This window comes from Candidatus Liberimonas magnetica (genome assembly GCA_020523885.1).
Taxonomy (GTDB): domain Bacteria; phylum Elusimicrobiota; class Endomicrobiia; order Endomicrobiales; family JAFGIL01; genus Liberimonas; species Liberimonas magnetica.
The window spans coordinates 23967-40438 of the sequence record JAJAPY010000007.1 but is presented as its reverse complement, the minus strand read 5'-3'; the positions used below and the strand labels follow the sequence as shown (position 1 = coordinate 40438).

Genomic DNA, 16472 nt, shown 5'->3' with positions numbered 1-16472 from the left:
CCACGCTCTACGCTAGTAGTAGCTGTATGCGTCAGCAGCAACGTTCCTTATCAATTTTTTTGCCATTCTTAAACTTCTTATGTTCTGTGTAAGGACACAGACTATAAAATCGCCTTTTGGGGTAAATATTATGCCGACATCGCTTATAGTATCGTCAAGGGTGCCTGTTTTGTGCGCTATATCAAGGGTCGTAGGAAGAAGGTACGGTATCCTGTCGTTTATCTTCTGCCTTTTTAAGATATCAAGCATCTCTTTGCAGGATTCTTCGTCCACTATCTTGCTATGGTATATTTGTTCAAGCAGGTATGTCATATCCTCTGCTGTAGTATAATTCTCTATGCCCAGCTTGCGCCACTTCAACTCCATTATGCCGCGCCTTAAGTCCGTATCTTTCAGCCCGAACTCTGTAAACTTTTGGTTTATATACCCGAAACCAAGCGCATCAACAAGCACATTCGTTGCGGTATTATCGCTTGTTATTATCATCCTTTCCACAAGCTCCCTGATAGTAAATTTCTTCCCGGCTCTTTTTCTATATAAACCTTTACGAGAATATACTTTCTGGCTGCCTTTTAAAACAAGCTTATCCGAAAGGTTAAGCTTGCCCTCCCTTTGAGCTTCAAATACAGCGGCCATGATAGGGATTTTTACAAGGCTTGCGCTCGGGTATAGTTTATCCGAATTTATTTTAACTGTCTCATTGGTCAATAGGTCTTTGACCAGAATAGCAACATCTCCGCGAAAATGCTGGCTTCTTTTATTCAGGTCTTTCATCATACAACGGTAATCTTCGCAGCGCTGCTCAAAAAAAACATAAAAAGGTATGTAAGAATATAAGCCTGCGCCGATACCTGCAAAAAAAACCACGATAATTATATAATTAATTATAGAAAAAGCTTTCTTCACAGCCGTGTGAGGGAAGAAAATGTTCCTTATAAGCATCTCGAAGTTATAATAACTAAACTTCAGGATGTTTAGTATGCCAATATGTATTTTTTTCATAATTGTATGCCGTTCTTAACAGTTCTTCTTCCTTAAAATAATCGCCTAACAGCTGGAGCCCTATTGGAAGGCCGTCCTTTGAGAAACCGCAGGGTACCGATACCCCCGGTATGCCTGCCAGGTTGCACGATATGGTAAAGATATCAGACAAATACATCTCTAAGGGGTTGTCCGTTCTTTCCCCGGCTTTAAAAGCAACCGTAGGAGAAGTGGGTGTTATTATAACATCTACCTTTTTAAACGTTTCTTCAAAATCTTTTTTTATCAGTGTCCGAACCTTCTGAGCCTTTGCATAATAAGCGTCATAATAACCGGAAGAGAGGGCATAAGTCCCAAGCATGATACGCCTTTTGACCTCAGGGCCGAACCCCTGGCCCCTTGTTTTTTCATATTCCTGAATAAGGTTATCGCAGTCCGCCCTGAAGCCGTATTTTACACCGTCATACCTGGCAAGGTTTGCGGATGCTTCGCTGGGCGCGATAATATAATATACTGCCACGGCATATTCCGTGTGAGGAAGGGAGATTTCTTCAACTTTTGCGCCCAGGTTTTCAAGAACTTTTATAGCTTCTTTTACCGCCGTATCAACCTCTTTATCAAGGCCGGCAATAAAATACTCTTTTGGAAGGCCAATGCGCAAACCTTTTATATCCTTTTTCATTAACTCCTCATAATCAGGGACTTCCATATCAACAGAAGTAGAATCTTTCGGGTCATAACCTGAGATCGTTTTAAGAAGCAGTGCGGTATCTTCAACAGTCCTTGAAAAAGGGCCTATCTGGTCAAGAGAGGAAGCAAAAGCTACCAGGCCGTACCTGCTCACTCTGCCGTAGGTCGGTTTTAAACCGATAACTCCGCAGCAGCTTGCAGGCTGTCTTATAGACCCTCCTGTATCCGAACCAAGAGATACCGCAGCCATGAGGCTTGAAACACACGCTGCGCTCCCTCCTGATGAACCTCCGGGTATACGGCTTGTATCCCACGGGTTTTTGGTAGTAAAAAAAGCCGAGTTCTCGGTAGAAGAACCCATGGCAAACTCGTCCATATTCGTTTTCCCAAGGAAAACCGCATCAGCGGTTTTTAATTTTGTTATTACAGTAGAGTCATACGTCGCCAGATAATTCTTTAATATCTTTGAAGAACAGGTTGTCGGAGTGCCAGTGATCATCATGTTATCTTTTATCGCTATAGGGACCCCGCAAAGCGGCCCGAGTTCTTCTTTGCCTGCGGCTTTTTTATCGATTGTTTCGGCTTGTTCTAAAGCCTCTTCTTCAAAGACCGTGACAAAAGATTTTATCTTAGGATCTACGGCTTTTATCCTGTCAAGATAGGCCCGTGTAACTTCAGAGCTTGAGAGCTCGCGGGCTTTTATTTTCTCGCTCAATTCTTTTGCAGAAAGGTTCGTTATATTGTTTTCCATTTTATTCAATTACCTTTTTTACCTTGAAATAATCGCCTTCCCGCTCAGGAGCATTTGCCAGGAGCCTGTCGCGGGCTTCCGTTGAACAAGGCTCAAGCTTATCTTCCCTAAAGACATTTTCTAATTCAAGAGCATGGCTTGTCGGTTCAATATCTTTGGTATCCAGTTTATTCAACAGGTCTACATACTCCAATATCTTTTCAAGCTGGCCGGCATACTTCTCTTTTTCTTCCGGAGAAAGTTCAAGCCTTGCCAGTTTAGCTACATGTTCAACTTCTTTTATTGTTATTTTCACTTAAAAATACTCCTATAAACTACAAAATTGACTCAGGCGTCCTGCTGTTTCACATAAAATAAATTTCATCAATTCTTTTTAGCAGAAAATTCTTTCAAAATATCCTCGTCTATCTCCGTTTTCTTACCCCACAAATCTTTTCTCATTGCAGAGACAGTTTTGATATATGAAGTGTGAGAGGGTTTTTTAACAAATTCTGCCATTGCTTTTATTACGGCATCATCAGCAAACAGGATACTGTGAAGCATTTCTGCTTTTACTTCTTCCTTAAAATTTTCTATGTTTTTAAGATCATCTCGAAATTGCTGTGCTTCTGCAAACTATCAGGATTAAGAATTGTAAGCATCTGGATTAAAATTGAACCATACCTTTTTCGTTTCAACTGATGAATATCTTCCTCAACTTCCTTTTTATGTTGAAAACGAGATTGGAAATAAGCTCCAAATACCCCACCCATAATTGCTGATAGCGCAGTTACTATTGATAAAATTACTGAATATTTCATGCTTTTTAAAATCTTAATAAATCCGGTTATGCTGTTTTAGTCCCTGTGTTGCGGATTTCCTAATGTCAGTTACCTTTTTCCGTAAGAAATGGTTTTAATAACCTCATTGTCAGCCTTTATCCCTTTCAACGCATAAACTCTTTTTCTGATTGCATTCATGGCTGCAACTCGTTCTTCAGGTTTCATTAACAAGGAATCTTTAAGCATATCAGCGTCTGCTTCTTTGTATGAATGATAAAACTTAATTTGCATTTTATTCATTAACTGTGCCCATTTTTATAAGCTTTTTTTTAATTAGTCTCAATGTCTCATAGTCTGTTGAATCTGTCCCTTTTTTTCTCCCTCTATGAGGCATATTTTTTACAATAGCTTTGTTCTTTATAAGCTCATCCATGCCTATATAATATGCGGTTACATCACTATATTTTCCTTTTACACGATGCTTAATTATTTCATCATCTTTTAAGCCGGTTAATCCGTTTGCTAATTCTATTTGGTTTGGCTCGATTCCGATACGCAAAATAACGACCTCATCTGTATTGAAATAGTTCTTGTCAACTTCAGCGCCGGCAAATTCCTTTATGGCAAGCGCCGCCCTTTTAGAATTATCTTTTGTATGTGCTATATAAAAATCAATATCTCTTGTGGCCCGCGGTTCAGAGTGAAAAGACACGGCATAAGCTCCGGTGATACAATAATCAACTTTGTGTTTATTCAATAAATTTATAAAATCCCTAAAATCATCTTTGATTAAGGTATTGCCGTTTCTTTTCATTTCTTCTATACACTCCACGCTAAACGCTATACGCTAATATTTATTGTAATTGAGAAAAATCAAGCACTTTAAAGAATAAATTCTCAATATACTTTAAAACAGCAAGGCGGTTTGCCCTGAGGCTTATATCTTCTGCCATTACCATTACTTTGACAAAAAACTCATCAACGTCGGGTTTTATGGTTACCATCTGTTTTAACACGGCCATATAGTCCTTGTTATCCAGAGAAACTTTGAGATTGTTTTCTAAATTGTATATACTTAAAAATAGTTTCTTTTCCGCTTCCTCTTTGAACAGGTTCTCATCTACGGTGCCCGGGATTTCAAAGTTATTCTTTTTTGCCTGTTTTAAGATATTTGCCGTACGCTTGAAAGCTGTGGCCAGCGGCTCAAAATCAGGCAGCTTGCGTATCTTTTTTAACGCTTCCAGGCGGTTCTGTATATCAAGAAGGTCGTCGTCTTCCGTAGCAAGTACAGAGCGGACTTCGTCGAATTTATAACCTTTTGTTTCAAAGATATTCTCTATCCTAAGTTTTAAAAAATCTTTTATGCTTTTTTCAACTTCCTGACTGATCTGCCAGCCGCTGCTTTTTAGGATATCAATGAGTTCTTTTATCCTTACAGGAAACTGTTTCTCAATAAGTATCCTTAATATCCCGGCAGCGAGCCTGCGCAGGCCGTAAGGGTCTGCTGAGCCGCTCGGCTGTATGCCTACGGAGAAATAGCCGGTAAGCGTGTCCAGCTTATCGCTCAACGCCAGGATAGTGCCGAGACCGGTTTTAGGCAGTTTCCCGTCGTTTACAAGGGGCCAGTAATGCTCTTCCACAGCCTGTGAGACATCTTTATCCTCATTGTCGTGTTCCGCATATATGCGGCCTATAACACCCTGCATCTCGGGGAATTCAAAGACCATTTCTGTTACAAGGTCTGCTTTTAACAGCATGCACGCCCTTTCGATTCTTGAACCGTCAACTTTCACATTATCGTTAAGCCTATCGTTCAGGAAAGAAGCTATCTTCTTTACCCTGTTTATTTTGCCGAACATCGTCCTATCGCCTAAAAGTTTGTCGTGGAATACTACGCCTTTGAGTTTTTCTGCTTTCTCGGCCAAAGGCCTTTTAGTATCCTGGTGAAAGAAGAACTCCGCATCCGAGAGCCTTGCAGACAACACCCGTTCGTACCCTTCTTTTACTACATTCTGGTTCTCGGATATGCCGTTGCGGATACCTATGAAATGATTTGTTAATTCTTTTTTATTTATTACAGGAAAGAATTTTTGTTTTTTCCTCATGCAGTTGATAAGGACTTCCTGCGGAAGCTTCAGGTATTTCTCGTCAAATGTGCCCACTATAGCGACGGGGTGTTCCACCAGGTAATTTACTTCTCTAAGCAGGTCCTGGTCAACAACCACATCTCCCTTCATATGCTTTGTCGCATTTTCCATTACCCGTTCAAGCTCCGCCCTTCTTTTTTTCTGGTCCATCAGGACACAATTATTGCGGAGCTCCGTTTCATAGCGTTCAGGCGTAGAGATGGTTATTTTTTTTCTTGATATGGTGTGGAGGCCGAAGGTATAATTATTCGATTTTACTCCTGCAACAGAAAACTTTATTACTTTATTTGCAAAAAGCGCAATAACTGTCCTTATAGGCCGGGCAAACCTGAAACCCGATTCTTCCCAGACCATGCTTTTAGGAAAAGAAAGTTTTTTTATCGCGTCAGGGAAGACCTCCTTAAGCAGATCCTCTGCTTTTCTGCCCGGTATTTTTTTCTCTATGCAGACATATTCGCCTTTTTCTTTTTTCTTTATAATAAGTTTTTCTACACTTACATTGTATTTTGACGCGAAGCCTCTGGCAGCCTGGGTGTAAGCCCCGTTTTGATCCTTCGCTATGGTTAACATGGGGCCTGAATATTCTTCCAGCCTGTCCTGGGTTTTTTCATTGAGCTTTTTAATTACAACACAAAGCCTTCTCGGCGTCGCATAGGACCTAATTTCCTGGTAGGGCAGCTGGTGGAGTTCAAGGGATTTTTTTATTGTTTCACCTAACTGTTCCATGGCAGGTTCTATGTACGATGCCGGTATTTCTTCAGTACCTATCTCTAAAAGCGCATCTTTTGTCATGATTAATACCCTTTCAAGTTAGGATCGCAAAAGCGACTTAACTTAACTGCAAAATGAAAATTGAAAAATGCAGAATTATTGTATCCCGCCAGAGCGTGATTATCTAAATAAACCGCCAAAGATGATACCTTAATTTTGAATTTTTCATTTTGCATTTTGCATTGAATTTTGAGCTATATATTTCTCCGCGACCCCTCGTGCCAGGTTCCTTACCTTTGCTATGAACGCCGTTCTATCCGTAACGGAAATGGAGCCCCGCGCTTCAAGCAGGTTAAATAAGTGGGAGCATTTCATTACTGCATCATAGGCAGGCAGGACAAGGTCCTTATCAAGGAGTTTCTTTGCCTCTTCTTCCCATTCCGTGAAATGCTTCCTTAACAGCTCAACGTTCGCCTCTTCAAAATTATATTTTGACCACTGTTTTTCGTCTTCGAGGTGTACCTTGCCGTATGTAACTTCTGGTGTCCACATAATGTCATACACATTGTCCTTTTTTTGAGAATACATGCAGAGCCGTTCAAGCCCGTAAGTTATTTCTACGGAAATGGGGTTTAAATCGATGCTCCCCACCTGCTGAAAATAAGTGAACTGGGTTATTTCCATGCCGTCCAGCCATACTTCCCAGCCAAGCCCCCAGGCTCCCAGAGTAGGAGATTCCCAGTCATCCTCCACAAAACGTATATCGTGTTTTTTAGGGTTTAGTCCTATAACATTAAGGCTGTCTAGATACATAGCTTGAATGTCCGAAGGCGCAGGTTTTAACAGCACCTGATACTGGTAGTAATGCTGGAGCCGGTTCGGGTTTTCGCCGTACCTGCCATCTGCCGGCCTTCTTGACGGCTCAACATAAGCGACCGACCAAGGCTCGGGGCCCAGGCACCGGAGGAAAGTCGCAGGGTTGAACGTACCTGCTCCTTTTTCCAGGTCGTAAGGCTGCCAGATCAGGCATCCCTGTTTTGCCCAAAATCTTTCAAGCGTCATTATTATTTCCTGAAAAGTCATCGTAACACCTCAAATATTAGCGTAGAGCGTATAGCGTTTAGCGTATAGAAAAACCAAAAACAAAGACTTTGCAGTTACTATCCGCTATACGCTACCCGCTAAACGCTATGCGTAAATTAGTTTCTGCCATTGTTTTTTTGTTGACAGGTTATGGTGAAGGTAATAGGCTATGAAATTATCTATTTTTTTCATCAAAGTTTCTTCCATTTCCTGTTCTATGGACAGATTTTTATCTATATCATCTCCTGAGAAAATAGAAAGATGCCTGATAACTTCCGTTTCATCTTTGGTCATATAAGAATCTTCTTTTTTTATATATTCCGAGAAATCATACCCTGAGAGTTTTAAAAACCGCAGCGCATAGGCTATATAGATACGCCACGGGTTATCCGCGGTTTCAAGCAATTTCCAGCTGCGGTGGAGCAGGTCGTACTTAGACAGGTTTTGTGACTGCAGAGGCGTAAGCTTATCGCATATTTCAGCACAGTACTGGGCTATGAAATGGCGCCTCCAGTTTTTCGTAAGACAGGGAAAACTGTTCAATATTTTTGCGCCTGTTACTTTCGGCCTTGAAGTACTGGAAGTAAAATAGAACATAAAATCAGTTTCTATGATCGGCTCAGTCGCACCGATATATTTTGCCTTTATCTTTTTTGCACCCGGCGCAACCGCAAAGATCTTCCCCCATTGACGGGTGTATATGGTCAGAAGTTTATCGGCTTCGTTCAAGACGCTTGCTTTTAAAATAAGACCGAATGAGTTTTGGTACATATTTTTTAAATTGAAGCTAAGCTTTAGCTTAGTTTTTTAATCTTAACCTTCGTGATCTTTTTCTTTGTTGCATCTGCGATCTCAAGTTTTACGTCGCCCCAGGTTATCGTCTCGCCTACTTTAGGGATCCTTCCGAAGAGGTCAAGCACCCAGCCGCTTACAGTAGTAAATTCCCTGGAAGGAAGGCTGAGTTTCAATTCGTCATTTACCTTTTCAAGCAACTCATTAGCCCTTAAAATATAAAACCCGTCGGGCAGAGGAAATATCGTTTTTTCCTGTATATCGTATTCATCCCAGATATCGCCCACTATCTCTTCCACAAGGTCTTCGATAGTGGCAAGCCCTACCATAGTGCCGAACTCGTTTACGACTACGGCAAGATGCTGATGGCCTGTTTTGAACTCCCTTAAAACTTTGTCTATCCTTGCCGATTCTGGCACAAAATAAACCGGCCTTATCAAGTCTTCCAGAAGGAATAAAGACCCGCTCCTGAGTGATAAATTCAAGTCTTTACTATAAATAATTCCGACAATATTGTCAAGGTCTTTCCTGTACACAGGAACGCGGGAATACCCTTTTTCAATGATCTGTTTTATTACCGTATTTACATCACCTTCCAGGTTCACAGCCTGGATATGTTCCCTGGGTATCATTACACGGCTGATCCTGGTCTTTCCAAAATCAAGGATATTGTTCATGATCTTCCTTGCAGGGCTCGACAGTGGCGTATCGTCTAAAGAAAGGAGTATCTTCAGTTCCTCAGGCCTTAAGAAAGGTATCTCTCTTGATTGCTGCCCTGTAAGGTACGTTATTATCCTTTTTGCTATCTCAAGCAAAAGGTCTGAGACCGGAGTAAATATCTTTTTAAACAGCGCCAGGTATGTGATGCCGAAACTCGCGACTGTTTCCGACCTGTAACGGCTGAATATTTTAGGTATTATCTCACACCAGACCAATATCAGGATGGTCGAGATTATTGGGACAGCGGCTAAAATAGTATGACGGAAAGAAGAATATTTTTCCGACAGGTCAATGGCTATGGACGTGGACAGGACACCCGAACCGATAATAGCCATGTTTATACCGATAAGTATCGTTACAAGCAGTTCGTTCGGCCTTGTTTCCCAGAACAGGAACTGCCTCTCGATCAAAGGATATTTTGCTTTAAGGTTTTTTAAATTGAGCGGAGACAGGCTTGTCAGGGCGGTTTCAATGGCAGAAAAGAACGCTACAAGCAGCAAGAATATACAGAACAGGGATAATTTAACTATCAAAACGTTCATTGCTCGTTTTTTTCCTTTAGGTCATATTCGTCGAGTATTTCGCCTACTATCTCTTCAAGGATATCTTCCAGGGTAACTACGCCTACAAGATTTTCCATTTCGTCCGTAACAAAAGCCATGTGGGTCCTGCCGGACTGCAGCTCTTTCATCAGGTCATATATCTTTTTGTTCTTTGACACGAAATAAGGAGGCCGTATCAGATCGTCTATCTCTATCTCGCTGACGCCCTGCCAGAGTTCAAGCAGGTCTTTTGTATGAATAAAACCCGCAATCCTGTTAACGGAAGTATGGTAAACAGGTACGCGGCTGCGTCCGGTTTCAACTATCAGGTCAAGGAATCTCTCCTGGCTTTGATCTATATTTACTGCTTCGACTTTATCAAGCGTTGTCATTATCTTATCTATACTAAAGTCGCCGAGTTTCAACACCCGCTCAAGCATCTGGCTTGTTTCGCCTGCGAGCATCCCGGACTGGCCCGCTTCCCTTATCAGTTCCTTTGTCTCGTCCATGCTTAGGGCGGTCATCTTTCCTACAGGGAACAACTCGGCCTTAGGGAAAATCAGCCTTATGGCCTGTTTTACAGGCCAGATCAAAGGTATGAATATATTTGCTATGCGCGATAATACCGGCAGGGCAAAAAAAGTGATTTTTTCAGGGTTGGAACGGCAGTATATCTTTGGAGTAACTTCTCCGAAAATAAGCAGCAAAAACGTTATGCTTATCCACACAACGAACTCCAGGAACTCGCGGTTAGTTATAAAGCCGAATATCCCAAGCTTATTCGAAGAAGTATCTGAAGGTAAAAAGGCATGCAGTACAAGCACGGTAGCAAAAAAACTAAGAGTAAGGTTCGTTATGGTATTTCCTACAAGGATAGTCGTCAACAGATAGTACGGCGACTTGAGCCACTGCTTGAGAGGCCCGGACAGAGACTTCTTTAATGCGATTATTTTTTTTATCCTGTATTTTGAAAGGCTCGTCAGGGCTATCTCAGAGCCAGACCAGAACGCAGACAAAAGAAAAAGAAGGATTATTACTACAGAACCTGAGAATATAAGCATTTTAATTTACTAGCACTTTAAATATCTTATCTTGCTTTGAAAACATCTTTTTCCGCTGGGCCGGCAGATAGTCCCTGTTCCCGAAAAGATGCAAAATACCGTGTATAACAAGGTACATTAATTCTTCCTGCCAGGTATGGCCGTACTGCAGCGCCTGTCTTTTAGATCTTTCTTTTGCTATATAGATATCGCCGAACAACGGTTTTTGGTTCTCTAAAAAAGATATAACATCAGTTACCCTGTTAACTTTCCTGTATTTTTTATTTAATCTTTTTATCTCCTTATCGCCCACCAGCACTACATTGACCACGCCGAGCTTCAGGTATTTTTTCTCAAGCAGTGTCCTTTTTGCGGCTTTAGCAAGGCCGGGCCTTGATTTTTCATTGAAATTGAATAAATTTATGCCTCTTTTTATCTTGATTTTTTTATAATTATTCGGCAGATGCATTTTTATAGAGGGTTCCTGCTAAGTTTTTTATTCTTTTTTCTTCTCATCCGATCCGTTTGACTCTTGATATTCTATGCGTGCATGAAATATACCGTTTAAAGTCAGCACAAGGCTCTCCGCTATATTGCTCAAGTCATGAAGGGTTATAGGGCATTCGGAAAACTGGCCGTCCGTAAATTTGTTGTTAATTATCTTTTCCACCATATCCCTTAGCCTGGACGGCGACGGGTCGTCGAGCGCACGGCTGGCAGCCTCGGCTGAATCAGCTAGCATTAATATCGCTGTTTCCTTGCTTTTTGGTTTTGGCCCGGGATAGCGGAAATTCTCCGCATTTATATCGGCATTTTTCTCAAGCGCCCTGTGATAAAAATAATGTATCAGCGATGTGCCCTGGTGTTGTTCTATACAGCCTATTATGACTTTATCAAGGTCGGCTGCACGGGCTAAAGCAACTCCTTCCTTGACATGAGATATCACAACAAGGCTTGACATGCTGGGAGCCAAAGGGTCGTGCGGATTTCCCATAGTCTGCTGGTTTTCTATGAAATATTCCGGTTTAACGAGCTTTCCTATGTCATGATAATAGGCTCCTATCCTGGCAAGGAGCGAGTTCGCCCCTATCGCTTCCGCCGCCTGTTCGGCCAGGGAAGCTACTATCAATGAATGGTGGTATGTTCCCGGAGCTTCCAGCATAAGACGTTTTAAAAGCGGCCTGTTAAAATCTGCAAGTTCAAGCAGTTTGATGTTCGTTGTGCGCGAGAAAAAAACTTCAAGGTAAGGAAGAGTGGCAAGGATAATAACTACTGAAAGTATACCGCTTGCGATCCCATAGGAAATATCCGTAGAAAAATTTTTCAAATTAATAACATCATTATTGTAAAAAAGCCATACGGTGACTATACCCATAACATTGACAAGGGAAATCCTTACCCCGACTTTCGTCAGATCGCCCCTGTTACGGATCATCGGGATAGAATATATGCCGGCCAAAGAACCGAAAAAATGAACAAAGAAAAACCTTAAATTAAAATCATTTATAGCAGATAAAATAACGCATAATATGATAGAAACAACGACCGCAAGCCTTTTAGAGAGTAAGATGCCTATGATCACGGCAAAAGCCGCCATAGGAGTAGCCATTATCATCGGCCTTTCAAACAGGTTCCAGACTTTAAAGATCAGCATGGAGAACACAGCTATGATAAAAACTATCGCCAAAAGCATCAGCGCTTCGCTGTCTTCCAAAAGATACGCCCTGTCCTTTTGCAGGTACAAGCTCAAAAATATAAAGCACATTAAAAGAAGGAATATAAGCCCTATTATTTTTAAAGGCGAGAAAGTTATTCCCAGGACAAGGATCCCGGTGACGATTATAAAACTTACCGTTGAAATCAGAAGTTTAGGCAAAACTATTTCTTTCTGCCATAAATTCTGTTTGCCTCTTACCACGGACTGGACGTCCTGGACTTTTTCTGTCCACTTAAGCAGACCGAGAAGAACTTTTCTGAATGATGAAATAAAAGAATTTTTAAACATATTTCCCTTCGGAAACTTGTTGATTTTCTCCTGTTTCCCATTTCTCATAAGCTTTGATAACTTTTTTTACAAGTTCATGCCGCACTACATCTTCTTCAGAAAAATTTACGAACCGTATACCTTCAACAAGGTCTAAAACCTTCCGGGCCATAACAAGCCCGGACTGTTTTTTTGCTTCAAGGTCGATCTGGGTGACATCTCCCGTAACAACTACCTTGCTGCCGGCTCCCATCCTTGTAAGGAGCATCTTCATTTGCTCCGTAGTGGTGTTTTGGGCTTCATCAAGTATAATAAATGCATCGTCGAGGGTCCTGCCTCTCATATAGGCAAGAGGGACTATCTCGATAGCGTCGTCTTCTTTAAGGAATCTGAACTTCTCATGCCCGAGCATGGCAAAAAATGCGTCATAAAGAGGCTTTAGGTACGGGTTTATCTTTTCGTAAAGGTCGCCCGGCAGGAACCCGAGCTTCTCCCCAGCCTCAACCACAGGCCTGGTTAAGACAATGCGACCTACTTTTCCGGACTGTAAAAAATCAAGGGCACAGGCAACCGCAAGGAACGTTTTCCCGGTTCCTGCAGGGCCTACAGCCATTACTATGTCATATTTGTTTATGTACTCTACGTACTTTTTCTGGTGTTCTGAACGCGGCTTTATGTTTTTTCCTTGATACGTAACGTAGATCACGCCTGACCCGGCTTGGACCGGCTGTACTACGTGGAGCGGCTTTTTTTCTTTTTCAAGAGAAGGAAAATCGTTCCTTTTCTCCCTCATACATTCAAGCTGGGACAATACCTTGTCGACTTTCCCGCTGCCGCCGCGCACTACCAGAGAGAAATCGCCCGTACTGCCGCCCTGGCGCACGAAGATCTGTACTCCGTAATCCCTTTCAAGCCTTCTTAAGTTCTCGTCCTGCTGGCCTAAAAGATGCAAGACTTCATCTGAACTTTTTAAAAATATCTTTTTTGTAACCATATCAAGTTAGGCTCACTTTGTTCGCTAATTTAATTTCAAATTTCAAATTGAAAATTGCAAAATTCCTTCTAATACTACCAATGAAAAATAGCACCAAACAATCATGCTTTGTGCTATTATGATATTACATATAATTTATATAATATTAAACTAAAAAATGACAGGAAAAGCAAGACTAAACCGGAGGGAGTAGTATCAAGAGAAATGAGTTCTTAGGTTATTAGTTCGGAGTTATTAGTTCATATAAAAAGCGATTAAAACAGAGGCGTTCAGTGAACAGTTTAGTATTAAATACAATCATTGATTTAGGGCTTATTGGACTTTCGGGATTATCCCCGTGATCTTTACAAGCTTTGATTAATAAAGCATCTATATAATTGGTAATCTTTTCCACTAAGGAAGGAACTGCTTGTGGAGATTGCCCGGTAACTGTTCCAATATTGTTAATAGAACCGTAACGTCTCCAATTTTCATTATTTCTTAAGATACAATCATTATTTATTATCTGCTCTATTTCATCTTCAGAAACTGCTTGTGCTAGTTTAAGGCATAATTCTTTCATAGAATTCTCTTATGGTTTTATTCAAGCCAATGAATTTTCAACACGCTTTCTACTTGTTTAAATTCTTTATCGCCGGTTATAAGCTCGCCTTTATTGACTTTTGCCAATGCTGCCGCGAAACAATCGGCATAAGACATTTTATTTATAGCTTTTAACTTCCCGGCCTCTTTGGCCAACTCAATATTTACATCAACAATATGGATAGGCAAAGAAGCGATTACCTTTTCCACCTCTTCGGTTTTTTCTTTTCCGCACTCGCGGAGTACAATGTAATAAATTTCTCCGAAATTAACGCTAGTCATTAATAAATGGTTGTCTTTCTCGGCCGCTTGCACAAAAATCTGTTGCATTTTTTCGTATCCTGGTTCTTTTTCCAAGAATACCATTAATGCATGGGAGTCTAATACTTTTATCATTTATGCCCCTCTTTTTCTCTTTCTTTAACCCTTTCTTCGATCAAAGTCTTGGTTAATTTGCCCTTTGTCTGCAAAACTCCGGCAAGATTGTTAAAGTACTCGGTATTCATGGGTTTTATAACTATCTTGTCTCCCTCTTCTTCAATATAAAGCTTTGAGCCTTTCTTGATGTTCATATGCCTGCGAATTCTTGACGGGATAACTATCTGTCCTTTGGTTGTCATTATCGTGGTCATCATAGTAATATCCTCCTTTTCAATAAAAGTATAACATATTACATATTGTATGTCAAGTATTTTATAGTATTACTATTATTATATGTACTACCTATTGTTAGGTGTAGTATTTATTTGATTTTATCGCTGGATTAGGTAAGCCATTTTCAAACACGCATCGAAAGTGGCTTTCGTTATCACGAGAAGAAAAGTTCTGGACTTTCTGTACGGAGGTAACTTCTTGTTCTATATTTAATATTGTGTTTCTTCTGCCGGTATTACCGCTTTTTCTTCATATGTTCATAAACAAGCGTTTTTGTCGTCAGATCCGTTACACTGGAAGGCCCGAAATACTGGATAGGGCCCGGAAACAAGTAGCTCTCGGTCATTGCCCAGGCTTCCCTGTTTCTTACCAGTTCTTTAAAAGGTGCCCCGTCAAGTTTTACTAAAGCTTTTTGTATAACGGGCTTTTCCTTGCCTTTTCTTCTTTCTATGTTCATCATCATCGTAAGAGGCACACCGCCGCACTCCCAGTCTTTTGACGGTTTTATAAGGTTCTTTACCGAAGATAAATAGCCGGTAAAACCGTTCAACACAAGCACGGCTGCATTATAACCCAGTGCATAAGTATATGCTGCATCAAAATTAGACGGGGCACCGCTCCGGCCTTCATAGCCAAAAAAATGCGTAACCGCAGAAAATTTACATGTATAATTATTTGTTTTCTTATATTCTGCAAGTTTCATCTTTACCATATCAATTAGTAGTTTCTCAGTCTCAATCAAAGATACCTGGACATTCCCGTGAGGGTCACGCTCAAGCATGAGCTGGGAGGCTATATTGCCCGGCAATGACCTCATCAGGTTCGCAAGGTGGACCGGCAATTGAGTATAGATGAAATCCTTCTTATTTTCCGGGCTGGCCGGAGAATTTATCTTTTCTTCATTACCGGCCAAAGCATCATTTAGAGCCGTGATAAGTTCTTTCATTTCAGGTATGAACTCTATCAACCCCTCGGGGATCAGGGCTACCCCGAAATTCTTATTTAATTGCGCCCGTTTAATAACGACCTCAACTATCTGATCAACGACCTGGGCAAGCGTCATCTGTTTTGCGAGAACTTCTTCTCCGATAAGGACTATGTTAGGCTGAGTCTTAAACCCGACCTCAAGCGTGATATGCGATGCGCTCCTTCCCATAAGACGGATAAAGTGCCAGTATTTTTGCCCGGAATTCACGTCCCTGCAGGTGTTTCCGACAAGCTCGGAATAGACCTTGGTTGCCGTATCGAACCCGAAAGATGTTTCGATCTGGTCATTTTTCAGGTCCCCGTCAATTGTCTTGGGTACGCCTATAACACTTATCTCCATTCCTTCTTTTTTAAAATATTCAGCAATAAGGCCGGCGTTAGTATTTGAATCATCTCCGCCTATGACTACCAGGGCATCTATCTTATTGTCCAGGATAGTCTGTTTGGTTTTCTCAAACTGTTCCGGAGATTCTATCTTCGTACGCCCGGACTGAATTATGTCAAACCCGCCCGTGTTCCTGTATTCATCCATTAGCGGCGCGGTTATTTCTTTCCATTTATTCTCTACTATCCCTGAAGGCCCTCCTAAAAAACCGATAAGTTTATTTTTTGGGTTGGCTTTTTTGATCCCGTCAAAAATACCTGCGATCACGTTATGCCCCCCGGGCGCCTGGCCTCCTGAAAGGACTACGGCTACTTTTATTGCCTTCTTTGCCAGGGCAGTGTTCTTTCCCTTTACAAAACTTACTATAGGCAATCCATAGGTGTGCGGGAACAGCTTTTGCACTGTCTCTTCATTGGATATGCTTTTAGTCGGTTTTCCTAATTTGCCCAAAACATTTGACGGCCCGTTTTTATATATTGACGGGAGTATGGGCTTGAATTTTGCCCTTTCTTTTTGAAGTTCGGATATCTGCTTTTTTTGCATATACTTTCTCCCTTGTTACATAAATTAGACGATATGTCTTAAATGTTGAAGTGTAATATACTAAATTTTGTTATTATTTTCAAATTATTGCTACTTAATACTTAAATGAGCCCACTTTAAAAACC

19 protein-coding genes are annotated in these 16472 nt (G+C 41.1%); all 19 read right to left on the bottom strand.

What is annotated here, in order from left to right; genetic code table 11:
* Nucleotides 1-12: 12 nt before the first annotated feature.
* A complete protein-coding gene (locus tag LHV68_07095) occupies nucleotides 13-1002 on the bottom strand; it encodes a class A beta-lactamase-related serine hydrolase (protein MCB4791638.1) in 990 nt (329 codons plus the stop codon).
* Nucleotides 959-2422, bottom strand: a complete 1464-nt coding sequence (gene gatA / locus LHV68_07090) for an Asp-tRNA(Asn)/Glu-tRNA(Gln) amidotransferase subunit GatA (GenBank protein ID MCB4791637.1) — start codon at nucleotides 2420-2422, stop codon at nucleotides 959-961. The genes LHV68_07095 and gatA overlap by 44 nt, the downstream gene beginning before the upstream one ends.
* A 1-nt stretch (nucleotide 2423) precedes the next feature.
* Nucleotides 2424-2717, bottom strand: a complete 294-nt coding sequence (gene gatC, locus LHV68_07085) for an Asp-tRNA(Asn)/Glu-tRNA(Gln) amidotransferase subunit GatC (GenBank protein ID MCB4791636.1) — start codon at nucleotides 2715-2717, stop codon at nucleotides 2424-2426.
* Between the two features lie 68 nt (nucleotides 2718-2785).
* The gene (locus LHV68_07080) at nucleotides 2786-2965 is read right to left on the bottom strand and encodes a hypothetical protein (GenBank protein MCB4791635.1); all 180 of its coding nucleotides are present in this window, start codon (nucleotides 2963-2965) and stop codon (nucleotides 2786-2788) included.
* A gap of 29 nt (nucleotides 2966-2994) precedes the next feature.
* Nucleotides 2995-3222 carry a hypothetical protein gene (locus LHV68_07075; GenBank protein MCB4791634.1) on the bottom strand — a complete coding sequence of 76 codons (228 nt, stop codon included), beginning with the start codon at nucleotides 3220-3222 and terminating at the stop codon, nucleotides 2995-2997.
* 69 nt (nucleotides 3223-3291) lie between these two features.
* Nucleotides 3292-3483, bottom strand: a complete 192-nt coding sequence (locus LHV68_07070; protein MCB4791633.1) for a hypothetical protein — start codon at nucleotides 3481-3483, stop codon at nucleotides 3292-3294.
* A complete protein-coding gene (locus LHV68_07065; protein MCB4791632.1) occupies nucleotides 3476-3997 on the bottom strand; it encodes a hypothetical protein in 522 nt (173 codons plus the stop codon). Before LHV68_07065 ends, LHV68_07070 begins: the two co-directional genes overlap by 8 nt.
* Nucleotides 3998-4037: 40 nt before the next feature.
* Nucleotides 4038-6122 (bottom strand): glycine--tRNA ligase subunit beta, encoded by a 2085-nt coding sequence (gene glyS, locus LHV68_07060; protein MCB4791631.1) that lies wholly within the window; start codon nucleotides 6120-6122, stop codon nucleotides 4038-4040.
* Nucleotides 6123-6266: 144 nt separating this feature from the next.
* Complete coding sequence (locus tag LHV68_07055; GenBank protein ID MCB4791630.1) at nucleotides 6267-7124, bottom strand: glycine--tRNA ligase subunit alpha; 858 nt, start codon at nucleotides 7122-7124, stop codon at nucleotides 6267-6269.
* 105 nt (nucleotides 7125-7229) lie between these two features.
* On the bottom strand, nucleotides 7230-7895 hold the full coding sequence (gene recO, locus LHV68_07050) for a DNA repair protein RecO (GenBank protein MCB4791629.1): 666 nt from the start codon (nucleotides 7893-7895) through the stop codon (nucleotides 7230-7232).
* A gap of 23 nt (nucleotides 7896-7918) precedes the next feature.
* Nucleotides 7919-9178 carry a hemolysin family protein gene (locus LHV68_07045; protein MCB4791628.1) on the bottom strand — a complete coding sequence of 420 codons (1260 nt, stop codon included), beginning with the start codon at nucleotides 9176-9178 and terminating at the stop codon, nucleotides 7919-7921.
* Nucleotides 9175-10239 carry a hemolysin family protein gene (locus tag LHV68_07040; protein MCB4791627.1) on the bottom strand — a complete coding sequence of 355 codons (1065 nt, stop codon included), beginning with the start codon at nucleotides 10237-10239 and terminating at the stop codon, nucleotides 9175-9177. The genes LHV68_07045 and LHV68_07040 overlap by 4 nt, the downstream gene beginning before the upstream one ends.
* A gap of 1 nt (nucleotide 10240) precedes the next feature.
* On the bottom strand, nucleotides 10241-10687 hold the full coding sequence (gene ybeY / locus LHV68_07035; GenBank protein MCB4791626.1) for an rRNA maturation RNase YbeY: 447 nt from the start codon (nucleotides 10685-10687) through the stop codon (nucleotides 10241-10243).
* 27 nt (nucleotides 10688-10714) lie between these two features.
* A complete protein-coding gene (locus LHV68_07030) occupies nucleotides 10715-12223 on the bottom strand; it encodes an HDIG domain-containing protein (GenBank protein ID MCB4791625.1) in 1509 nt (502 codons plus the stop codon).
* Nucleotides 12216-13196, bottom strand: coding sequence for a PhoH family protein (locus LHV68_07025; protein ID MCB4791624.1), 981 nt, complete (start codon nucleotides 13194-13196; stop codon nucleotides 12216-12218). Before LHV68_07025 ends, LHV68_07030 begins: the two co-directional genes overlap by 8 nt.
* Before the next feature lie 220 nt (nucleotides 13197-13416).
* On the bottom strand, nucleotides 13417-13758 hold the full coding sequence (locus tag LHV68_07020) for a hypothetical protein (GenBank protein ID MCB4791623.1): 342 nt from the start codon (nucleotides 13756-13758) through the stop codon (nucleotides 13417-13419).
* 17 nt (nucleotides 13759-13775) lie between these two features.
* Nucleotides 13776-14174, bottom strand: coding sequence for a type II toxin-antitoxin system VapC family toxin (locus LHV68_07015; GenBank protein ID MCB4791622.1), 399 nt, complete (start codon nucleotides 14172-14174; stop codon nucleotides 13776-13778).
* A complete protein-coding gene (locus LHV68_07010) occupies nucleotides 14171-14413 on the bottom strand; it encodes an AbrB/MazE/SpoVT family DNA-binding domain-containing protein (protein ID MCB4791621.1) in 243 nt (80 codons plus the stop codon). The genes LHV68_07015 and LHV68_07010 overlap by 4 nt, the downstream gene beginning before the upstream one ends.
* A 254-nt stretch (nucleotides 14414-14667) precedes the next feature.
* Nucleotides 14668-16347 carry a diphosphate--fructose-6-phosphate 1-phosphotransferase gene (locus LHV68_07005; protein ID MCB4791620.1) on the bottom strand — a complete coding sequence of 560 codons (1680 nt, stop codon included), beginning with the start codon at nucleotides 16345-16347 and terminating at the stop codon, nucleotides 14668-14670.
* Between the last annotated feature and the right edge of the window lie 125 nt (nucleotides 16348-16472).